Source organism: Streptomyces erythrochromogenes (genome assembly GCF_040684695.1).
GTDB lineage: Bacteria > Actinomycetota > Actinomycetes > Streptomycetales > Streptomycetaceae > Streptomyces > Streptomyces erythrochromogenes_C.
Window position 1 is genome coordinate 128,975 of record NZ_JBFBGM010000020.1, and the last position, 18,985, is coordinate 147,959.

The 18,985-nt window shown below is 73.1% G+C and carries 17 protein-coding genes and 2 tRNA genes; 13 read left to right on the forward strand and 6 right to left on the reverse strand.

Features of this window, described 5'->3' with window-relative positions; genetic code table 11:
- The first annotated feature begins 106 nt into the window (after nt 1–106).
- The 3 genes from AB0O53_RS26685 (at nt 107) to AB0O53_RS26695 (ending at nt 4,300) form a co-directional block, all read left to right on the forward strand.
- Nucleotides 107–1,054, forward strand: coding sequence for a hypothetical protein (locus AB0O53_RS26685; protein WP_350998320.1), 948 nt, complete (start codon nt 107–109; stop codon nt 1,052–1,054).
- A 52-nt stretch (nt 1,055–1,106) separates the two neighbouring features.
- Nucleotides 1,107–2,651, forward strand: coding sequence for an APC family permease (locus tag AB0O53_RS26690; protein WP_350998317.1), 1,545 nt, complete (start codon nt 1,107–1,109; stop codon nt 2,649–2,651).
- A gap of 209 nt (nt 2,652–2,860) precedes the next feature.
- Nucleotides 2,861–4,300, forward strand: a complete 1,440-nt coding sequence (locus AB0O53_RS26695; RefSeq protein WP_359121277.1) for an amino acid permease — start codon at nt 2,861–2,863, stop codon at nt 4,298–4,300.
- A gap of 162 nt (nt 4,301–4,462) precedes the next feature.
- Here AB0O53_RS26695 and AB0O53_RS26700 read toward each other — a convergent pair.
- Together AB0O53_RS26700 and AB0O53_RS26705 are read right to left on the reverse strand one after the other, a co-directional pair.
- A tRNA-Leu gene (locus AB0O53_RS26700) sits at nt 4,463–4,547 on the reverse strand.
- 143 nt (nt 4,548–4,690) lie between these two features.
- Nucleotides 4,691–4,778 (reverse strand) — tRNA-Leu (locus tag AB0O53_RS26705).
- Nucleotides 4,779–4,950: 172 nt separating this feature from the next.
- Here AB0O53_RS26705 and AB0O53_RS26710 point away from each other — a divergent pair.
- The 3 genes from AB0O53_RS26710 to AB0O53_RS26720 all read left to right on the forward strand — a co-directional run bounded on the left by AB0O53_RS26710 (nt 4,951) and on the right by AB0O53_RS26720 (nt 7,638).
- A complete protein-coding gene (locus tag AB0O53_RS26710; protein ID WP_350998311.1) occupies nt 4,951–6,276 on the forward strand; it encodes a M20/M25/M40 family metallo-hydrolase in 1,326 nt (441 codons plus the stop codon).
- 131 nt (nt 6,277–6,407) lie between these two features.
- Nucleotides 6,408–6,641 carry a chaplin ChpH gene (gene chpH, locus AB0O53_RS26715; RefSeq protein WP_030963738.1) on the forward strand — a complete coding sequence of 78 codons (234 nt, stop codon included), beginning with the start codon at nt 6,408–6,410 and terminating at the stop codon, nt 6,639–6,641.
- Between the two features lie 199 nt (nt 6,642–6,840).
- Nucleotides 6,841–7,638, forward strand: a complete 798-nt coding sequence (locus AB0O53_RS26720; RefSeq protein WP_365198806.1) for a chaplin — start codon at nt 6,841–6,843, stop codon at nt 7,636–7,638.
- Nucleotides 7,639–7,678: 40 nt separating this feature from the next.
- Here AB0O53_RS26720 and AB0O53_RS26725 read toward each other — a convergent pair whose 3' ends face one another.
- Entirely contained in the window at nt 7,679–7,867 is a 189-nt protein-coding gene (locus tag AB0O53_RS26725) for a DUF5703 family protein (RefSeq protein ID WP_365198809.1), read from the reverse strand.
- 47 nt (nt 7,868–7,914) lie between these two features.
- Here AB0O53_RS26725 and AB0O53_RS26730 point away from each other — a divergent pair, with 47 nt between their 5' ends.
- Nucleotides 7,915–8,580, forward strand: coding sequence for a hypothetical protein (locus AB0O53_RS26730; protein WP_350998305.1), 666 nt, complete (start codon nt 7,915–7,917; stop codon nt 8,578–8,580).
- A 56-nt stretch (nt 8,581–8,636) separates the two neighbouring features.
- Here the strand turns inward: AB0O53_RS26730 and AB0O53_RS26735 are convergent, their stop codons facing one another.
- Both AB0O53_RS26735 and AB0O53_RS26740 read right to left on the reverse strand, forming a co-directional pair.
- A complete protein-coding gene (locus tag AB0O53_RS26735) occupies nt 8,637–11,039 on the reverse strand; it encodes a helix-hairpin-helix domain-containing protein (protein WP_435886674.1) in 2,403 nt (800 codons plus the stop codon).
- Complete coding sequence (locus AB0O53_RS26740) at nt 11,036–12,019, reverse strand: aldo/keto reductase (protein ID WP_365198813.1); 984 nt, start codon at nt 12,017–12,019, stop codon at nt 11,036–11,038. The genes AB0O53_RS26735 and AB0O53_RS26740 overlap by 4 nt, the downstream gene beginning before the upstream one ends.
- Nucleotides 12,020–12,119: 100 nt before the next feature.
- Here AB0O53_RS26740 and AB0O53_RS26745 point away from each other — a divergent pair, with 100 nt between their 5' ends.
- Entirely contained in the window at nt 12,120–13,169 is a 1,050-nt protein-coding gene (locus AB0O53_RS26745; protein WP_031153904.1) for an LLM class F420-dependent oxidoreductase, read from the forward strand.
- A 193-nt stretch (nt 13,170–13,362) separates the two neighbouring features.
- Nucleotides 13,363–14,151, forward strand: a complete 789-nt coding sequence (locus AB0O53_RS26750) for a ferritin-like domain-containing protein (RefSeq protein ID WP_350998297.1) — start codon at nt 13,363–13,365, stop codon at nt 14,149–14,151.
- A gap of 45 nt (nt 14,152–14,196) precedes the next feature.
- Here the strand turns inward: AB0O53_RS26750 and corA are convergent, their stop codons facing one another.
- Entirely contained in the window at nt 14,197–15,189 is a 993-nt protein-coding gene (corA, locus tag AB0O53_RS26755) for a magnesium/cobalt transporter CorA (RefSeq protein ID WP_350998295.1), read from the reverse strand.
- Nucleotides 15,190–15,244: 55 nt separating this feature from the next.
- Between corA and AB0O53_RS26760 the strand changes: the two genes are divergently transcribed.
- The 4 genes from AB0O53_RS26760 (at nt 15,245) to mshC (ending at nt 18,808) form a co-directional block, all read left to right on the forward strand.
- Complete coding sequence (locus tag AB0O53_RS26760; RefSeq protein WP_365198818.1) at nt 15,245–15,964, forward strand: histidine phosphatase family protein; 720 nt, start codon at nt 15,245–15,247, stop codon at nt 15,962–15,964.
- A 77-nt stretch (nt 15,965–16,041) separates the two neighbouring features.
- Nucleotides 16,042–16,632, forward strand: coding sequence for a DUF3090 domain-containing protein (locus AB0O53_RS26765; RefSeq protein WP_030853103.1), 591 nt, complete (start codon nt 16,042–16,044; stop codon nt 16,630–16,632).
- A 14-nt stretch (nt 16,633–16,646) separates the two neighbouring features.
- On the forward strand, nt 16,647–17,468 hold the full coding sequence (locus AB0O53_RS26770; RefSeq protein WP_434094455.1) for an SCO1664 family protein: 822 nt from the start codon (nt 16,647–16,649) through the stop codon (nt 17,466–17,468).
- Nucleotides 17,469–17,578: 110 nt separating this feature from the next.
- Nucleotides 17,579–18,808 (forward strand): cysteine--1-D-myo-inosityl 2-amino-2-deoxy-alpha-D-glucopyranoside ligase, encoded by a 1,230-nt coding sequence (gene mshC, locus AB0O53_RS26775; RefSeq protein ID WP_350998286.1) that lies wholly within the window; start codon nt 17,579–17,581, stop codon nt 18,806–18,808.
- The last annotated feature ends 177 nt before the right edge of the window (nt 18,809–18,985 follow it).

An 18,985-nucleotide genomic window follows, 5' to 3' on the forward strand; every position in this document is an offset into this window, starting at 1 on the left:
GGCCCCGACCGCCGACCACGCGCGTGCGCTCCGCGCGCGCGGGGAGGCCGCCGCCGGCTCGACCCCCGACCCCCGTCCGCCCGCGTCCTGGAGGGAAACCCCGCGGATGTCCCCGCCTCCGCCGCCCCTCGGCCGCGCCCGCAAGCGGGACGCCCAGCTCTTCGACCCCGCCCTCTGCGACGCCGAACTCATCGACGTGCGCTCCCAGTTCGCCCAGGGGCGCTGGGCCAGGGTCCGCTCCCTCCTCGTCGGCACCGGTGACGACTGGGACCGCCGGGGCCACCGCGTCGTCGTCCTCGCCCAGACCCCGGCGGCCACCGCCTGGGCCCGCGAGTGGCTGCTCGCCGAACCGGCCAGCGCCGACGCCGCCACCCTCCTTGCCTGCGCCGCCGTCTTCAACGCCCTGCGCCACAAGGGCACCCCGGCCGCCGCCGAGGAAGCCTGCCGCCGGGCCGCCGCCCTGCTCCCCGACGACCCCACCCCCTGGCTCGGGCTGCTCCTGCTCTCCCGCGCCTTCGGTACGGAGGAAGAGTTCAGCCGCCACTTCGACCAGGTCCGGGCCCGCCACCGCGAGCACCACCACGCCCACCACCTGATGGTGGCCAAGCTGGCCGAACGCACCCTCGCCCCCGCCCAGGGCCCGCTCCACGAGGTCTACGACTTCGCGGCCTGGGCCGCCGAGGAGTCCCCGGCCGACTCGCCGCTGGCCGTGCTCCCCGTCGTCGCGCACGCCGAGCGCTACCGGGTGCTCGCCGCCACGCACGGCCACACCCCGGAGGCGGCCGCGGCGCACTGGGAGGGCCGCCGCGCCCGCCAGGTCCTGCGCTCCGCCTTCGACTGGTGGCTGGAGTGGGAGCGCGACGACCACCCCCGCAACCGGGTCGACCTCAACTTCCTCGCCCACGCCAAACTCTGCGAGGGCCGCCCCGCCGAGGCGGCCGCGCTGTTCCACCGGATCGGCAGCCACGCCACCCGCGCCCCCTGGTCCTACCCCGACCGCGACCCGCACAAGGCCTTCCTCGCCGCGCGCAGCGTCGCACTCGGCACCGCCTGAACCCCCACCCCCACGGCTCCACCCCTTCCCCCGCCCCCGAAAGGACGCCGCCATGCCGACGGGCAGATCCACCACGCTCCAGGAACCGGCAGAGATACGCACCTACAAGGGCCAGGACCGCGCCCTGCGCGCCGACCGCCTCGGCACCGCCGGCCTGCTGCTCTCCGTGCTCGCCGCGAGCGCCCCCCTGATGGTCGTCGCTGGTGTCATGCCCACGACCTTCGGCTTGATGGGCGTCGTCGGCCAGCCCCTGCTCTTCGTCATCCTGGGCCTCGTCCTCGCGCTGTTCAGCGTCGGCTACGCCGAGATGAGCCGCCACGTCCACAACGCCGGCGCCTTCTACGCCTACATCGCCCGGGGCCTGGGCCCCACCGCCGGCGCCGCCGCCTCGCTCGTCGCCCTCGTCGCGTACAGCGCCATGCAGGTCGGCGTCTACGGCATCCTCGGCTTCGAGATCTCCGGCATCTTCGCCACCTACCTCGACATCGAGCTCGCCTGGTGGATCCCCGCCCTCCTCGCCGTCGCCGTCACCGGCGCCCTCGGCTGGCTCAAGATCGACCTCAACGCCAAGGTCCTCGGCGTCCTGCTCCTGATCGAGTGCGCCCTGGTCGTCATCTTCGACGCCGCCGCCCTCGCCAAGCCCGGCCCCGAAGGCCTCTCGCTCCACGCCTTCAACCCCGAGACCCTCGCCGGAGCCGGCCTCGGCACCGCCCTGTGCTTCTGCATCGCCGCCTTCGTCGGCTTCGAGCAGTCCCCGGTGTACGCCGAGGAGACCAGCAGGCCGCACATCGTCGTCTCCCGCGTGATGTTCCTCGCCGTCGGCTTCGTCGCCCTCTTCTTCGCCTTCAGCGCCTGGGCCCTCACCGTCGCCACCGGCCCCGGCGAAGTCGTCAAGACCGCCGCCGAGGCCGGCCCCGGCCTGCTCTTCCAGCTCACCGAGGCCCGCCTCGGCACCGCCTTCACCGACGTCCTGCACGTCCTCTTCGTGACCGGCATGTTCGCCGCCATGCTCAGCTTCCACAACGTCGTCGCCCGCTACGCCTTCGCCATGGGCCGCGAGGGCCTGCTCCCCGCCGCCTTCGGCCGTACCAACGCCGGCACCGGCGCCCCCGCCACCGGCTCGCTCCTGCAGACCGCCGTCGCGACCGTCGTCGTCCTCGCCTTCGCCGTCACCGACGACCTCCCGACCGGTGACCCCACCGCACCCGTCCTGCACCTGTTCACCTGGATGGGCAGCGTCGGCGCCCTCGGTGTGACGCTCCTCATGGCCACCGCCTCCTTCGCCGTGATCGCCTTCTTCGTTCGCCGCGGCACCGCCGGCGCCCAGGTCTGGCGACTCGTCGCGGCCGCCGCCGCGGGCCTCGCCCTGCTCGCCATCGCCGTGTACACCGTCAAGGACTTCGGCGTCCTCGTCGGCGCCGAGAAGGGCTCCGCGCTCAGCTGGGCCCTGCCGGGCATCATCGGCGCCGCCGCCGTCGGCGGACTGCTCTACGGGGCCTTCCTGTGCCGCAGCCGCCCCGAGGTCCACGCCCGCATCGGGCTCGGCAACGAAGCCTTCCGGCTCGACCAGGTGGCCGAGGGCACACCCGGCGACTGACCTCGTTTTCCACCCTCCCCGAAGCCCCCGACGCCCGTTTCCAAGGTCGTCGGGGGCTTCGGCGTACAGGGGGCGATTTTGGCGGCTGGCCGGGCCTCGTGGTCTCCTATGGCGATCAAAACACCCGGAACGCGTCACAGGGGACACCACCCAGCTCCCCTGCGGGGCCCTCCGGGCTGCCTGTCCCACCCACGAAGGCGAAGTCATACATGAGTGACCGCACCATGACCGAGGCACCCGCCCCGGCGCCCTCCCGCCATGTCGACGCCGGTGACGAGGGGTACAGCAAGGACCTCAAGTCCCGCCACGTCAACATGATCGCGATCGGCGGAGCGATAGGCACCGGCCTGTTCCTCGGCGCGGGCGGCCGCCTCGCCGGCGCCGGCCCCTCCCTCGCGATCGCCTACGCGGTGTGCGGCGTCTTTGCCTTCTTCGTGGTCCGGGCCCTCGGCGAACTGGTCCTCTACCGGCCCTCCTCCGGCGCCTTCGTCTCCTACGCCCGAGAGTTCATGGGCGAGAAGGGCGCCTACACCGCCGGCTGGCTGTACTTCCTGAACTGGTCCACGACCACCGTGGCCGACATCACGGCCGCCGCCGTGTTCGCCCACTACTGGTCCGCGTTCACCGACGTCCCCCAGTGGATCCTCGCGTTCACCGCCCTCGCCATCGTCCTCACCGCCAACCTGATCTCGGTGAAGTACTTCGGCGAGATGGAGTTCTGGTTCGCGATCGTCAAGGTCGGCGCCCTGGTGATCTTCATGCTGGTCGCCATCTACCTGCTGGTCACCAGCCACCCGATCGACGGCCACACCCCCGGCCTCGCGACCATCACCGACAACGGCGGCCTCTTCCCCTCCGGCGTGCTGCCGATGCTCCTGGTGGTCCAGGGCGTGGTCTTCGCGTACGCCTCCGTCGAGCTGTGCGGCGTCGCCGCGGGTGAGACCGAGAACCCGGAGAAGATCATGCCGAAGGCGATCAACTCCATCATGTGGCGCGTCGGCGTCTTCTACGTCGGCTCGGTCGTCCTGCTGGCCCTGCTGCTCCCGTACTCGGCCTACTCCGCCGACCAGTCCCCGTTCGTGACCGTCTTCGACAAGCTGGGCATCCCCGGCACCGCGGGCATCATGAACCTGGTCGTCCTGACGGCCGCCCTCTCCTCGCTGAACTCGGGCCTGTACTCCACCGGCCGCATCCTGCGCTCGATGGCCCTGTCCGGCTCCGCCCCGAAGTTCACCGGCGTCATGAACAAGGGCAAGGTCCCCTACGGCGGCGTCTTGTTCACCGCGGCCTTCGGCGTCGCCGGCGTCGGCCTGAACTACTGGATGCCGGGCGAGGCCTTCGAGATCGTCCTCAACCTCGCCTCCATAGGCATCCTGGGCACCTGGGGCATGGTCATGCTCTGCTCGCTCTTCTTCTGGCACCGCTCGAAGAACGGCCTGGTCACCCGCCCCTCCTACCGCCTGCCCTGGGCCCCGTACACCCAGATCGTGACCCTGCTCTTCCTCGTCACGGTCCTGGTCCTGATGTGGAGCGACGGCGGCGTCGGCCGCACCACGGTCATGCTCCTCCCGGCCATCGCCGCCGCCCTGGTCGGCGGCTGGTTCCTGGTCCGCGGCCGAGTAGCCGAACTGGCCGCCGACCGCGACTGACCCCCGCGAAAGCCCCGAGGCCCCTCGCACCGGCGATCCGCCGGCGCGAGGGGCCTCGTGCATTGCGCTGTCCACCCCGATCGGCGGCAGCCCCGCCGGCGAACGGGTGCCGGACGTGCGAGAGGCCGGTCGGGGTGTTTCCCGACCGGCCTCTCGCCGTTGTGTCCGAGGGGGGACTTGAACCCCCACGCCCGATAAAGGGCACTAGCACCTCAAGCTAGCGCGTCTGCCATTCCGCCACCCGGACGGGGTGTGTGTCGTGCGTGCCTCGCGGCCGTTGCGACGAGCGAAACACTACCAAACATTCCGGGGCCGCCGCCGCGCCCCCGGCGGGGCCCGGGGCCGGGGCCGGGAACCAAGAAGGACCCCGCCGAAGCGGGGTCCTTCTCTTGGTGTCCGAGGGGGGACTTGAACCCCCACGCCCGATAAAGGGCACTAGCACCTCAAGCTAGCGCGTCTGCCATTCCGCCACCCGGACCGGGTGTGTGCCGTCCGTCCCTCGCGGGCCGTTCCGACGTGGAAAACATTACCAAACGGCGGGGGGTCCTCGATCACACCCCCCGACGGCCGGGGATCGCCCTTGGGGAGAGCGGCCCGGGGGGCGAGGATGGGAACGTTCGGTACTGAGTGGATCAGTGGGAGGAAGCAGCGTGAGCCAGGCGAGCGCGGGCAGGACCGTTTCCGGCGAGGACGAGGTCGTCGACCTCTGCCGGGACCTCATCCGGATCGACACCAGCAACTACGGAGACCACTCGGGCCCCGGTGAGCGCAAGGCGGCGGAGTGGGTCGCCGAGAAGCTCGCCGAGGTCGGGCTGGAGCCGCAGATCTTCGAATCGCACAAGGGCCGTGCCTCGACGGTGGCGCGGATCGAGGGGGAGGACCCCTCGCGTCCCGCGCTGCTGATCCACGGGCACACCGACGTGGTTCCTGCCAACGCCGCGGACTGGACGTACGACCCGTTCGCGGGCGAGATCGCCGACGGCTGCGTGTGGGGCCGCGGCGCCGTCGACATGAAGGACATGGACGCGATGACGCTGGCCGTCGTCCGCGACCGGATGCGCAGCGGCCGCAAGCCCCCGCGGGACATCGTGCTGGCCTTCCTCGCCGACGAGGAGGCGGGCGGCATCTACGGGGCCCGGCACCTCGTCGACAAGCACCCGGGCCTGTTCGAGGGCGTCACCGAGGCGATCGGCGAGGTCGGCGGCTTCTCCTTCACCGTGAACGAGAACCTCCGGCTCTACCTCGTGGAGACCGCCCAGAAGGGCATGCACTGGATGCGCCTGACGGTGGAGGGCACCGCGGGCCACGGCTCCATGACCAACAACGACAACGCCATCACGGAGCTGTGCGAGGCCGTGGGACGGCTCGGCCGCCACCAGTGGCCGGTGCGCGTGACCAAGACCGTCCGGTCCTTCCTGGACGAGCTCTCGGACGCGCTCGGCACCCCGCTGGACCCGGACAACATGGACGCCACGCTCGCCAAGCTCGGCGGCATCGCCAAGATGGTCGGCGCGACCCTGCGCAACTCCGCCGCCCCGACGATGCTCGGCGCCGGCTACAAGGTCAACGTCATCCCCGGCCAGGCGACGGCCCACGTCGACGGCCGCTTCCTGCCGGGCTACGAGGACGAGTTCTTCGCCGATCTGGACCGCATCCTCGGCCCCCGCGTGAAGCGGGAGGACGTGCACGGCGACAGAGCGCTGGAGACGGACTTCGACGGCCGGCTGGTCGAGGCGATGCAGGGCGCCCTGAAGGCGGAGGACCCGATCGCGCGCGCGGTCCCGTACATGCTCTCGGGCGGCACGGACGCGAAGTCCTTCGACGACCTCGGCATCCGCTGCTTCGGCTTCGCCCCGCTGCAGCTGCCGCCGGAGCTCGACTTCGCCGGGATGTTCCACGGCGTGGACGAGCGGGTTCCGGTGGAAGGGCTGAAGTTCGGCGTGCGCGTGCTCGACCGATTCATCGACAACGCCTGAGATTCGAGAAGGTGTGCGCACTCCACTGAGAAGAGTGAATGCACTCATACGCTCGTAGCCCTGGTGATCCCTCCTCGTTACAGGTGGTGCGGTCCGCGGCTGGGACCGCACTTTGCCTACTAGGAGGAACAATGCTCAAGAAGGTTGTCGCCGCTGCGGCTGCCACCGGTGGTCTGGTTCTCGCGGGTGCGGGTCTGGCCGTCGCCGACGCGGGTGCGCAGGGTGCGGCCATCGGCTCCCCCGGCGTCCTGTCCGGCAACGTCGTCCAGGTCCCGGTCCACATCCCGGTCAACGTCTGCGGCAACACCGTGTCCGTCATCGGCCTGCTGAACCCGGCCTTCGGCAACACCTGCGTCAACGCCTGACGCGTCTGAAGTCTTCGGCCCCGGAGCGCAATCCAGCGCTCCGGGGCCACCGGCCTTTTACGGCCCGGAACCATTCATCGGCGTACCAGGCGGGGGAGCCTGGACGGCCGGGCCTGCGAGCGCCGGCCGACACGTACACACCAGGGGACGAGTACAGATGCGACGACCGGCACAGGTCACCAGGAAGACCCTGATCACCATGGCTGCCGCGGGGGGTGTCCTCGCGCTGGCCGGGGGCCACGCACACGCGGATTCCGCCGCTACGGGGCATGCGAAGAACTCTCCGGGCCTGCTGTCCGGGAACACCGTGCAGGCGCCCGTGGACGCGCCGGTGAACGCCTGCGGGAACACGGTGACGGTGGTGGGAGGCCTCAACCCGGCCTTCGGGAACCGCTGCGCCAACGCCTCGGGCCACGGCACGCCGGGGAACCCCGGTAATCCGGGCCACCCGGGCAACCCCGGGAATCCGGGCCACCCCGGCCACCCGGGCGACGACGACGAGCCGTGTGACGACCACCCGGGTAACCCCGGTAACCCGGGCAATCCTGGGAACCCGGGCAATCCTGGGAACCCGGGCAATCCTGGGAACCCGGGTAACCCTGGGAACCCGGGTAACCCCGGCAACCCGGGTAACCCCGGCAACCCGGGCAATCCTGGGAACCCGGGTAACCCCGGCAACCCGGGTAACCCCGGTAACCCTGGGAACCCGGGTAACCCCGGTACTCCTGGAAACCCTGGGAACCCCGGTACTCCTGGAAACCCCGGCAACCCCGGCAACCCGGGCACCCCCGGTACTCCTGGGAACCCGGGTAACCCCGGCACCCCGGGTAACCCCGGCACCCCGGGCAACCCCGGCACCCCGGGTACCGGGACCGGGGAGAACCCCGGGCTCGCCGCCACCGGCTCCGGTGACGTCCTGACCGCCGGCCTCCCGATCGCGGGTGGCCTGCTGCTGGCCGGCACCGTGCTCTACCGGCGCTCCAGGAACGCCGCCTGACGGTTGCTCACGGCGCGGGCCCCGCCCCCGGGGCCCGCGCTCACCAGGTCGCGCGGACCTGGCGGATGATCCGGCGGCGCAGCCGCACGCGGCGGCTGCCGTCCCGGTGCAGGCTCAGCCGGTCGATCTCCCAGTTCCCGTACTCGGCATGGTCGGTCAGCAGGCGGGTCGCTTCCTTGCGAGGAACCTCGCGGGGCACGTACACGTCGACAAATTCGTATTCCGGCATCGCATCTATTGTGCGGGCAGAGCCCTGCTACGGATAGCGTCTGCTCTATGTCTGATGCCGCTCTGCCCACTGTTGCCGAGGTCCGCGCCGCCGCCGAGGCGGTCAAGGCCGCGCTCGACCGCCACCTCGCCGCGGTCGAGCGCAGGATCGGGGACGAGGATCCGGACGTCTACGCCGCCTTCAACGAACTCGCCGCCGCCGCCGAGGAGTACGACGAACTCCTCTACGACCGCTACGACGAGGTCACGCCCTTCGAGATCCCGACGCCCGAGGACGGCGTCCCGTACACCGGCCCCGCCGAACCCGCCGCCTTCAGCGTGCTCATCCGCCGCGACTACGCCGTCGTCGAACCGGCGCGACTGATCGCACAGGCCGAGCGTGTCGCCGCGCACGACCGGGACGCCGAGTTCGTCAACGACGGCGGCAGCGCCGATGCCCTCGGCGTGCTCTTCGGGGAGTACGAGCCCGACGAGATCGCCTCCCGCTGCAAGGACTTCGGGCTGGAGGAGGGCGACTCCACCCTCTGGATCGCCGCCTCGGAGGAGGTGGCGGAACCGGGGGAGTGGCTGGGCTCGCCGTTCGGGCACATCGACCCGCAGGACGTCCTGCACCGGTTCGACGTCAGCTCCGTCTTCGACGAGGAGACGGACGAGTTCGACGACGTCGAGGACGAGGACGAGACCGCCCGGCCGGGCCTGACGACCCCCGCCTAGCGAGCGCGACCGCACACCGTGGCCTCCCGCCCCTCGGGGCGGGAGGCCACGGCCGTCTACTGCTCCGGCTGTTCGCCCGCCGCCGCGAGGGCCTTCAGCAGCCCCGCCAGCCGCGTCGTACGCGGCTTGGGCAGGACCTCGGCGACCGCACGCGGCAGGGCCTGGTCGACGCCGTGCACCACCGACAGGTGCCGCTCGGCCCGCCCGAACGCCGTGTAGACCCAGTCCCGCGAAAGGGCCTGCGCCGCATCACCCGGCAGTACGACGACCACCGCGGGCCAGCGCGCGCCCACCGCCTGATGCGCCGTCATCGCCCAGCCGTGCCGCACCTGGGACTCGACGAGTTCCTTCGGTACGACGATCCGCGCGCCCGCGCGGTCCAGGTGCAGGCCCTGTGCGTCCGCCGACACCACACGGGCCGGCAGCGCCCGCCCCGGGGACGGCACGTGGACCACCCGGTCGCCGGGGTCGAAGCCGCCGAACCGGCCCGGGCCGGGGTTGAGCCGCTCCTTGAGCGCGGCGTTCAACGCCCGCGTCCCCGCGGAGCCGCCGTGCCCCGGAGTGATCACCTGCACGCCGTCCGCCGGGATCCCGAAGGCCCGCGGCACCGACTCGGCCACCAGCTGCACCGCGCGGTGCACGGCCTCCCCGGCGTCCTGCACCGGGACGATGACGACCTCCTTGCCGGGCGCGTCGACCTGGTTCAGCTCCCCGATCCCCACACCGGAGACCAGCTCGCCGAGGGGGCCCGGGTCCGGGGTGCGGGAGACCAGCTGCGGGCACGTACGCGCCGCCAGCAGGTCGCCGAACACCCGCCCCGCCCCCGCGGAGCCGAGCACTCCGGGATCCCCGGACAGCACCAGCCGGGCCCCGTCGGGCACGCCCTCCACCACCGCGGCCGCGCTCTCCACGTCCAGCTGCGGTGCGTCCAGCACCACCAGCAGGTCCAGCGCGAACTGCCCGTCCGCGTCCCGCCCGGGCCCCTCCTGCCCGGACAGCAGCCCCGCCACCGTCACCGCGTCCGCGGGGCCGCCTTCGGCGTGCGCGGCCACACAGACGCGCAGACCCAGCTCACGGGCGGCCGCCGCCAGCGCGAGCGGCTCGGCCCGGGCGGCCTCACCACCCGTATGAGTGACCAGGCCGTGGCCGGCGACCGCGCGGATCAGCTCGCCCGCGGACCGGTCCGGCGCGGCCGCGGCGGCCTGCTCCCAGTCCGCCGGTCCGCCGAAGGTGCCGGCCAGCCGGGCCAGGCCGTCGGCCAGGCTCTCCTCGGCCATCGCGGCGCCCTCCAGGCCCACGAGGATCCGTACCGGCTGTTCCTCGCCCTCCTCCACCGGCGGGCCGAGGGGCTCGTGGAAGACCAGTACCGAGGCCTCCGCGACGGCCTGCTCCAGGGCCCCGGCCGGATCCGGCACGCCGTACTGGGCCAGGGCCTTCTCCAGGACCGGGGCCTCCAGCGCGGTGTGCCCCTTCAGGCCCGCCTGGTCCAGCAGCCAGCCCACCAGGACGCCCGTGCGGCGCTCGTCCCCGGGACCGGCCCCGGGGCCCAGCAGCGCGCGGGCGAATCCGTCGGCCTGCGTCGGGCGCACGGCAGGGACCGCCAGCAGCCGCCACGGGTTCTCCGTCAGCTCCTCCGCGGCACCGTCGCCGAGGGCCGCCGCCACGGGGCCCGCCAGCGACTCGGGCGCCCCACCGCGGGCCAGGACGGCCCGTACGCCGTCGACGGCGTCGGCGGAGGGTACGGGAGCCGGTGCGGGTGCCGTCGCGGCCGGACGCGGCGCCGGGGGAGCGGGCGCCGCCTTGCGGGGCGCGGCCGGTGCCTCGTCGAAGTAGACGGTGGAGGGCTTCGCGCCGCTCTCCACGGCCCGTACGGCGGCCAGCAGGTCGGCGGCCTTCCCGCTGAGCTTCGCGCCCGCGTCGACGGGCTGCTCCCGCTCGGCCTTGCGGCGGGCGATCCGCTCCCGCTCGACCTTCTGCGCGGCCAGCTCTGCCTGGGCCTCGCTGAGCCCGCCGCCCGCCGCGGGTTCGGCCGCGGCCTCCTGGGCTCCGCCCTCGGCGTCCCCCTCACCCGCGGTTCCGGGCTCGTCCTCGGCCCCACCGTCGGGCCCGGCTCCCGCATCGGCCTCGCCCTCGGCCTCGGGGCCGGCGTCGTCCTCGGGCCCTGCGGGGCTTTCCCCCACCCCGCCCCTTCCCGAAACCGGGGCCTCCGCCCCCGGGCCCCCATCCCCGGCCGGGCCGTCCGCCGGGCTCTCCGAACCCCGGCCGCCCCCACCGGCTTCGCCGCGCGGCGCGGCAGGCCCCGTCCCGGGCTGGTCCTCCGCGTCGGCCGTGCCGGCCTCGGGCCCGCCCGAGTCGGCCTGCGTCCCGGCCCGGTCTTCCGCGTCGGCGGTGCCGGCCTGCGCCCCGGCCGGTTCCTCCGCGGCAGCGGTGGCGGTATCGGCCTGACGGTCCGTACTCACAGCGTGCTCCAGTCCTGATCGGGATAGCGGTGCTCCGGTGCCGACACGTCGTCCAGCGCCCGGCAGATCTCCTCCGGAAGCCTAAGCTCCTCCACCGACAGGGCCGCCGCGAGCTGCGCCGACGTCCGCGCGCCGACGATCGGCGCGACGACCCCCGGCCGGTCCCTGATCCATGCCAGGGCCACCTGGAGCGGGGTCACGGCCAGCCCCTGGGCCGCCGTCACCACCGCGTCCACGATCCGGCCCGCCGCCTCGTCCAGGTACGGCTCCACCAGCGCGGCCAGGGACGGCGAGGCGCCCCGGGAGTCGGCCGGCGTGCCCTCCCGGTACTTGCCCGTCAGCACCCCGCGGCCCAGCGGGGAGGAGGGCAGCAGCCCCACCCCCAGGTCCAGCGCGGCCGGCAGCACCTCCCGCTCGACGCCGCGCTGCAGCAGGGAGTACTCCATCTGCGTCGAGGCGATCCGGGTGCGTACCCCGGGGGCCGCGAGCTGCCAGGTCGCCGCCTTCGCCAGCTGCCAGCCGCAGAAGCCGGCCACCCCCGCGTACCGGGCGCGGCCGCTGCTCACGGCCAGGTCCAGGGCCTGCAGGGTCTCTTCCACCGGGGTCGCCGGATCGAAGGCGTGGACCTGCCACAGGTCGACGTAGTCGGTGCCCAGCCGGTCCAGCGAGTCGTCCAGGGCGGCGAGCAGATGGCCTCGCGAGCCGTCGAAGCGCCGGTCGGGGTCGGGCACGCTGCCCGCCTTGCTGGCGATCACCAGGTCCCGGCGCGGGACGAGCCCGCCCACCAGCCGGCCGAGGAGGTACTCCGCCTCCCCGTCGCCGTACACGTCGGCGGTGTCGACGAGGGTGCCGCCCGCCTCCCAGAAGGTCTTCACCTGTTCGGCGGCGGCTTCCTCGCCGGTGTCGCGGCCCCAGGTGAGGGTGCCGAGGCCGATCCGGGAGACGCGCAGTCCGGTGCGGCCGAGATGCCTCTGCTCCATGAGCGCTGAGACTACTGGGGCGCTGACGTGGAGCACCCGGGCGCGCTACAGTCCCCGCACACCAACGTTACTGATCGGTACACCGGTAAGGGGACGACACATGCGGCTCGGCATCAATCTCGGTTACTGGGGCGCGGGCATGGACGCCGACAACCTCGCCGTCGCCCAGGAGGCCGACCGCCTCGGCTACGACGTCTGCTGGGCGGCGGAGGCCTACGGCTCGGACGCTCCGACCGTCCTGGCCTGGGTCGCCGCCCAGACCGAGCGCATCGACGTCGGCTCGGCGATCCTGCAGATCCCCGCCCGGCAGCCCGCCATGACCGCGATGACCGCGGCCACCCTCGACTCCCTCACCAAGGGCCGCTTCCGGCTCGGCCTCGGCGTCTCCGGCCCGCAGGTCTCCGAGGGCTGGTACGGCGTCAAGTTCGACAAGCCGCTCGCCCGCACCCGCGAGTACGTGGAGATCGTCCGCAAGGCCATGTCCCGCGAGCGGCTCAGCTACGAGGGCGAGCACTGGACCCTCCCGCTGCCGGGCGGCCCCGGCAAGCCGATCAAGCTGACCGTGCACCCGGAGCGCGAGCACATCCCGCTCTACATCGCGGCCATCGGCCCCAAGAACCTGGAGCAGACCGGCGAGATCGCCGACGGCGCGCTGCTGATCTTCCCGGCCGCCGAGCACCTGGAGGCCACCGCGCTCACCCACATCCGGGCGGGCCGTGAGAAGGCCGGCCTGACGATGGACGGCTTCGACGTCTGCCCGACCGTGCCGCTGGCCCTCGGCGAGGACGTGACCGCCCTCGCCGACATGTTCCGCCCGTACACCGCCCTGTACGTCGGCGGCATGGGGAGCCGGAAGCAGAACTTCTACAACCAGCTGGCCCAGCGCATGGGCTACGAGAAGGAAGCCGCCGAGATCCAGGACAAGTACCTGGCCGGCGACAAGGCCGGCGCGGCCGAGGCCGTCCCGCACTCGCTGATCGACTCGACGACGCTGCTGGGCCCGGTCGAGCGGATCGCGGACGGGATGCGGGCCTACGCGGAGGCCGGGGTCACCACCCTCACGCTCGCCCCCGCCGGTTTCACCCTGGACGAGCGGATCGCCGCCCTGCGGGCCGGCACCGAGGCCATGGAGCGTGCGGGCCTCGCCTGAGCCGGCTGCCGCCGGCGAGTTCTGCGGCCGTGGTGGGGGCTCGGGGGGTCTTCCCCGCCACGGCCGACACCCCCAACAACGCGCCGGACGCCCGCGGGGTTACGCCCGCGGGCCCGGCCGGGGGTTCGTTCATTCGGACGAGTACCGCCACCCCTCGGTTGCCCGCCCCGCGGACCGGCGTTTGACTCGTTGCATGCTCTCTGCCCGCAGCCTGTTCCAGGAGATCGTCGACAACGACGACTCCTTCCAGCTGTTCTGCTCCATCGCCGCCAGCGGGGAGGCCCAGGGCGGCTGGGAGAACGGCCGCATCGCGGCCCTGGTGCCGGACGCCATGCGCGACCTCGCACCCAAGATCACCCGGCACGGCGCCGACGAGGACAAGCACGGCCGGATCTTCCACGCCCTGCTGCGCAGACGCGGCCTCCAGGCGGTGCCCGTACCGCCCGAGACCGACTACACGATGCTGCTGGAGCGCCGCGGCATCGGCCTCGCCCACGACAAGCTGCGCCGCCAGGAGGCCCTGAGCGAGGAGGACATCGTCGTCTACCTCGCGCACAGCCGCGTCACCGAACAGCGCGCCGCCGACCAGATGGACATGCTGGTCAAGTACTTCGGCGACCACCCGGTCGTGGGCAAGGCCATCCACATGATCAGCAACGACGAGGACAACCACCTCGCCTACTGCCACGAGGAACTGCTGCGCCTCGCCCGCGCCGGCCACGGCCGGACCATCCAGCGGGTGCTCCGCGAGAGCGCGCTCGCCGAGATCTCCGTCTACCGCGACGTCAGCCTCGCCGTGATGGACCACATGGGGCGCGTGCTGCACTGGCCCGCGCCGAAGGCGGCCCTGCTGGCCGCCGGCATCCGCGCGTTGTACGCCTACGAGCGCTTCAGCGGCTGGCACCGGATGGTCGACCTGCGCATGCCCGAGCGGCGCAACGCCCTCGGCGGCGCACCCGCCACCACCCCCGAGTACGCATAGCAGCCGGGGCCACCGAGGCCGTCGAGGCCGGCCGGGCCGCCGAGGCTAGAGCCAGCCGCGGCGCTTGAACATCCGGTGCAGGCCCAGGCAGGCGCCCGCCATGAGGGCCAGCACCGCCGGATAGCCCCACCACTGGTGGAGCTCGGGCATGTGGTCGAAGTTCATCCCGTAGATCCCCGCCACCATCGTCGGCACGGCCGCGATCGCCGCCCAGGCCGAGATCTTCCGCACGTCGTCGTTCTGCCGCAGGCCGGTCTGCGCGAGGTGCGCGGCCAGCGCGTCCGACAGCAGCCGGTCCAGGCCCTCGATGTACTCGCTCGCCTTGGTCAGGTGGTCGGCGACGTCACGGAAGAACGGCCGGGCGTGCTCGTGCACGAAGGGCACCTCGCCGAAGGCCAGCCGCTCCATCGGCGCCAGCAGCGGATTCGTCGCCCGCCGGAACTCCAGCACCTGCCGCTTGAAGCCGTAGATCCGCGCGGCGGTGTTCTTGGTGTCCGAGGCGTTCGGGGCGAAGACCTCCGCCTCCAGCTCCTCCAGGTCCGACTGGAGTTCGGCCGCCACCTCGATGTAGTGGTCGACCACGGCGTCGGCGACCGCGTACAGCACCGCCGTGGGGCCGTGCCGCAGCACCTCGGGGTCCTGCTCCAGCCGGTGGCGCACGGCGGTCAGCGCGGCCCCCTCGCCGTGCCGGACCGTGACGACGAAGGAGTCGCCGATGAACAGCATCAGTTCGCCCGCCGACACCGTGTCCGTGGCCTCGTCGTAGAGCACCGGCTTCAGCACGACGAACAGCGAGTCGTCGTACACCTCCAGCTTGGGGCGCTGGTGGGCGTTGAGCGCGTCCTCCACCGCCAGCGGGTGCAGGCCGAACTCCCGGCGGACGTGATCGAACTCCGCCTCCGTCGGCTCGTACGTGCCGATCCAGAGGAAGGCGTCACCGCTCGCCCGGGCCTCGTCCAGGGCGTCCGAGAAGTCCTCGGGACCCTCGGCACGGCGCCCGTCCCGGTAAATGGCGCAGTCGACAATCACGCCGAACATTCTCCCCCGCCGCCGACGGGCCCGCACCCGTCCGGCACCGCCTACGCTGGCCCCCATGGCCACGCTGATCCTCGTACGACACGGGCGGTCCACCGCCAACACCGCAGGGCTGCTCGCCGGGTGGACCCCCGGCGTGGCCCTCGACGAGCGCGGCGCCGAGCAGGCCGCCGCGCTCCCCGGACGGCTGGCCGGCGTGCCGCTCGCCGCCGCCGTCACCAGCCCGCTGCAGCGCTGCCGGGAGACCCTCGCGCCCCTGATGGCGGCGAGGCCCGAGCTGGAACTGCACACCGACGAGCGGATCGGGGAGTGCCACTACGGCGACTGGTCCGGACGCAAGCTCTCCGAGCTGTCCGAAGAGCCGCTGATGAAGATCGTGCAAGCGCACCCGTCGGCGGCCGCCTTCCCCGGCGGCGAGTCCATGAGGGCCATGCAGGCGCGCGCCGTGGACGCCGTGCGCGACTGGAACGCGCGGATCGAGGAGAGCGACGGCAGCGACGCCATCTTCCTGATGTGCTCGCACGGCGACATCATCAAGTCCCTTGTCGCCGACGCCCTCGGCATGCACCTGGACCTCTTCCAGCGCATCCACGTCGATCCCTGCTCGGTCACGGCGATCCGCTACACGCCGACCCGCCCGTTCGTGTTCCGGCTCGGCGACACGGGCGACTTCGGCTCCCTGGTGCGGCGCCCGGCCGCACCGGAGCCCGTCGCCTCCGACAAGGACGCGGAGGACTCCGGGAACGCCGTCGTGGGGGGCGGCGCGGGCGCGGCGTGATCGTGCGGCGCAGTAGGGTGGACGGGCCCACACAAGGGCGCAGACCCGCCCCCACCGCCGAGACTTGGAGACTGGACGTGCCCCGTCAGGTGTTCCTCTACGACCCGCCGGACCGCTTCGTGGCCGGCACGGTCGGCTTGCCGGGACGCCGTACGTTCTTCCTGCAGGCCTCCTCCGGCCCCCGCGTCACCAGCGTCTCCCTGGAGAAGACCCAGGTCGCCGCACTGGCCGAGCGGATGGACGAGCTGCTGGACGAGGTCGTGCGGCGCACCGGCGGAAACGCCCCGGTCCCGGCCGTGGCCCCCGCGGAGGCCGCCGACACCGCCCCGCTCGACGTCCCCGTCGAGGAGGAGTTCCGCGTCGGCACCATGGCCCTGGCCTGGGACGGCGAGGAACAGCGGATGATCGTCGAGGCCCAGGCCCTGGTGGAGCTCGACGCCGAGTCCGACGAGGACCTCGCCGAGGCGGAGGAGCGGCTGCTCCAGGACGAGGAGAACGGCCCGCCCATGCTGCGGGTCCGCCTCACCGGCGCCCAGGCCCGCGCCTTCGCCAAGCGCGCCCTGGACGTGGTCAACGCCGGCCGCCCGCCGTGTCCGCTGTGCAGTCTGCCGCTGGACCCGGAGGGGCACGTGTGCCCGCGCCAGAACGGCTACCGGCGCCAGGCGTGACGGGCCAGGGGGACATGCGGGGGCGCGTGCAGGGGCCCATGGAGGAACTGCTCGCCAAGGGCGAGCTGACCGTCGTCGGCCGGATCCGCGAGGCTTCCAACGCGGTCCTGCTGTGCACCGTCACGTACGACGGCGCGAGCGCCGACTGCGTCTACAAGCCGGTCAAGGGGGAGCGGCCGCTGTGGGACTTCCCCGACGGCAGCCTCGCCCAGCGGGAGGTCGCCGCCTACCTGGTCTCCGAGGCCACCGGCTGGGGCCTGGTGCCCGCCACCGTGCTGCGCGACGGACCCTACGGCGAGGGCATGGTCCAGCAGTGGATCGAGTCCCGGCAGCCCCGGGAGGACTCCCCGCAGGAGGAGTTCCTCGCGCTCGTCGAGGGCGAGGAGGCCGGTGAGGGCTGGAAGCCCGTGGCCTTCGCGGAGGTCGGAGAGGGCCGTACCGCCCTGCTCGTCCACGCCGACGACGCCCGGCTGCGCCGGCTCTCCGTCCTCGACGCCGTGATCAACAACGGCGACCGCAAGGGCGGGCACCTGCTGCCCGCGCCCGACGGGCGGATCTACGGCATCGACCACGGCGTGACCTTCCACACGGAGGACAAGCTGCGCACCCTGCTGTGGGGCTGGGCGGGGGAGCCGCTGCCGGACGAGGCCCGCGAGGCGCTGGCCGCGCTGGCCGCGGAACTGGCCGAGGGAGCCCCCCTCGCCACCCGCCTGGCCGAACTGATCACGCCGGCCGAGCTGGCCGCCGTACGGGAGCGGGTGGCGCACATGCTGCGCACCGGAACGCACCCGGTGCCGTCCGGGCAGTGGCCTTCGATCCCCTGGCCACCGGTCTGAACCGGCCATCGGCGGTACGCACAGAACCAGCCAGACCGCAAGGGTGCCGATCAAGACAACAGTGCAGGTCCAGTTCGTATCCGGAACATCCGTCCGGTTAGGCTCGACACATGCATGCCTGGCCCGCTTCTGAGGTCCCCGCCCTTCCTGGCAAGGGCCGCGACCTCCAGATCCACGACACCGCGACCCAGGGGACGATCACCCTCGCCCCCGGTCCCGTCGCCCGCATCTACGTCTGCGGCATCACCCCGTACGACGCGACCCACATCGGTCACGCGGCGACCTACAACGCGTTCGACCTCGTGCAGCGCGTGTGGCTCGACACCAAGCGGCAGGTCCACTACGTCCAGAACGTCACGGACGTGGACGACCCGCTCCTGGAGCGGGCGCTGCGCGACGGCCACGACTGGACCGAGCTGGCCGAGCGCGAGACCGCGCTCTTCCGCGAGGACATGACGGCCCTGCGGATGCTGCCGCCGCAGCACTACATCGGAGCCGTCGAGGCCATACCCGGCATCGTGCCGCTGGTCGAGCGGCTGCGGGACGCGGGCGCCGCCTACGAGCTCGAGGGCGACATCTACTTCTCGGTCGAGGCCGACCCGCACTTCGGCGGGGTCTCCCACCTCGACGCCGAGGCGATGCGGCTGCTCTCGGCGGAGCGGGGCGGCGACCCCGACCGCGCGGGGAAGAAGAACCCGCTGGACCCGATGCTGTGGATGGCGGCGCGTCCGGGCGACCCGAGCTGGGACGGCGGCTCGCTGGGCCGCGGCCGGCCCGGCTGGCACATCGAGTGCGTCGCCATCGCCCTGGACCACCTGGGCATGGGCTTCGACATCCAGGGCGGCGGATCCGACCTGGCCTTCCCGCACCACGAGATGGGCGCCTCGCACGCGCAGGCCCTGACGGGCGAGTTCCCGATGGCCAAGGCGTACGTCCACGCGGGCATGGTCGCCCTGCACGGCGAGAAGATGTCCAAGTCGAAGGGCAACCTCGTCTTCGTCTCGGCGCTGCGCCGGGCCGGGGTGGACCCGGCGGCGATCCGCCTGGCCCTGCTCTCGCACCACTACCGGGCGGACTGGGAGTGGACGGACGCCGTCCTCGACGAGGCCGTGGCCCGTCTGGAGCGGTGGCGCGCGGCGGTCTCCCGCCCGGACGGCATCCCGGCCGACGCCGTGCTCGAAGAGGTCCGTGAGGCCCTGGCGAACGACCTGGACGCCCCCGCGGCGCTCGCGGCCGTGGACCGCTGGGTGGAGCGTCAGAACGCCACCGACGGCGACGACGAGTCGGCCCCCGGCCTGGTCTCCCGCACCGTGGACGCCCTCCTGGGCGTGGCCCTGTAACACCGCCTGCGGGCCGTCCGCCGGGGGCTCCGCCCCCGGACACCCGCGCCTCGAACGCCGGCGGGGCTGGAACATCCAGCCCCGCCGGCGTTCGGCGCGGGGTGTGGGGCGGAGCCCCACCACGCCCCCGCCCCCCCCCCCGACGGTGCCCGGGTGGGCTCGCCCCGTTCCTCCGGC

Excerpts from the sequence above, each read along its gene's own strand:
- AB0O53_RS26740 (WP_365198813.1), bottom strand. The coding sequence starts at position 12,019 with ATGGAGCAGAGGCATCTCGGCCGCACCGGACTGCGCGTCTCCCGGATC.
- AB0O53_RS26770 (WP_434094455.1), top strand. The coding sequence starts at position 16,647 with ATGCGGGGGCGCGTGCAGGGGCCCATGGAGGAACTGCTCGCCAAGGGC.
- chpH (WP_030963738.1), top strand. The coding sequence starts at position 6,408 with ATGCTCAAGAAGGTTGTCGCCGCTGCGGCTGCCACCGGTGGTCTGGTT.
- AB0O53_RS26690 (WP_350998317.1), top strand. The coding sequence starts at position 1,107 with ATGCCGACGGGCAGATCCACCACGCTCCAGGAACCGGCAGAGATACGC.
- AB0O53_RS26720 (WP_365198806.1), top strand. The coding sequence starts at position 6,841 with ATGGCTGCCGCGGGGGGTGTCCTCGCGCTGGCCGGGGGCCACGCACAC.
- mshC (WP_350998286.1), top strand. The coding sequence starts at position 17,579 with ATGCATGCCTGGCCCGCTTCTGAGGTCCCCGCCCTTCCTGGCAAGGGC.
- AB0O53_RS26730 (WP_350998305.1), top strand. The coding sequence starts at position 7,915 with ATGTCTGATGCCGCTCTGCCCACTGTTGCCGAGGTCCGCGCCGCCGCC.
- AB0O53_RS26760 (WP_365198818.1), top strand. The coding sequence starts at position 15,245 with ATGGCCACGCTGATCCTCGTACGACACGGGCGGTCCACCGCCAACACC.
- AB0O53_RS26695 (WP_359121277.1), top strand. The coding sequence starts at position 2,861 with ATGAGTGACCGCACCATGACCGAGGCACCCGCCCCGGCGCCCTCCCGC.
- AB0O53_RS26745 (WP_031153904.1), top strand. The coding sequence starts at position 12,120 with ATGCGGCTCGGCATCAATCTCGGTTACTGGGGCGCGGGCATGGACGCC.
- corA (WP_350998295.1), bottom strand. The coding sequence starts at position 15,189 with ATGTTCGGCGTGATTGTCGACTGCGCCATTTACCGGGACGGGCGCCGT.
- AB0O53_RS26725 (WP_365198809.1), bottom strand. The coding sequence starts at position 7,867 with ATGCCGGAATACGAATTTGTCGACGTGTACGTGCCCCGCGAGGTTCCT.
- AB0O53_RS26685 (WP_350998320.1), top strand. The coding sequence starts at position 107 with ATGTCCCCGCCTCCGCCGCCCCTCGGCCGCGCCCGCAAGCGGGACGCC.
- AB0O53_RS26750 (WP_350998297.1), top strand. The coding sequence starts at position 13,363 with ATGCTCTCTGCCCGCAGCCTGTTCCAGGAGATCGTCGACAACGACGAC.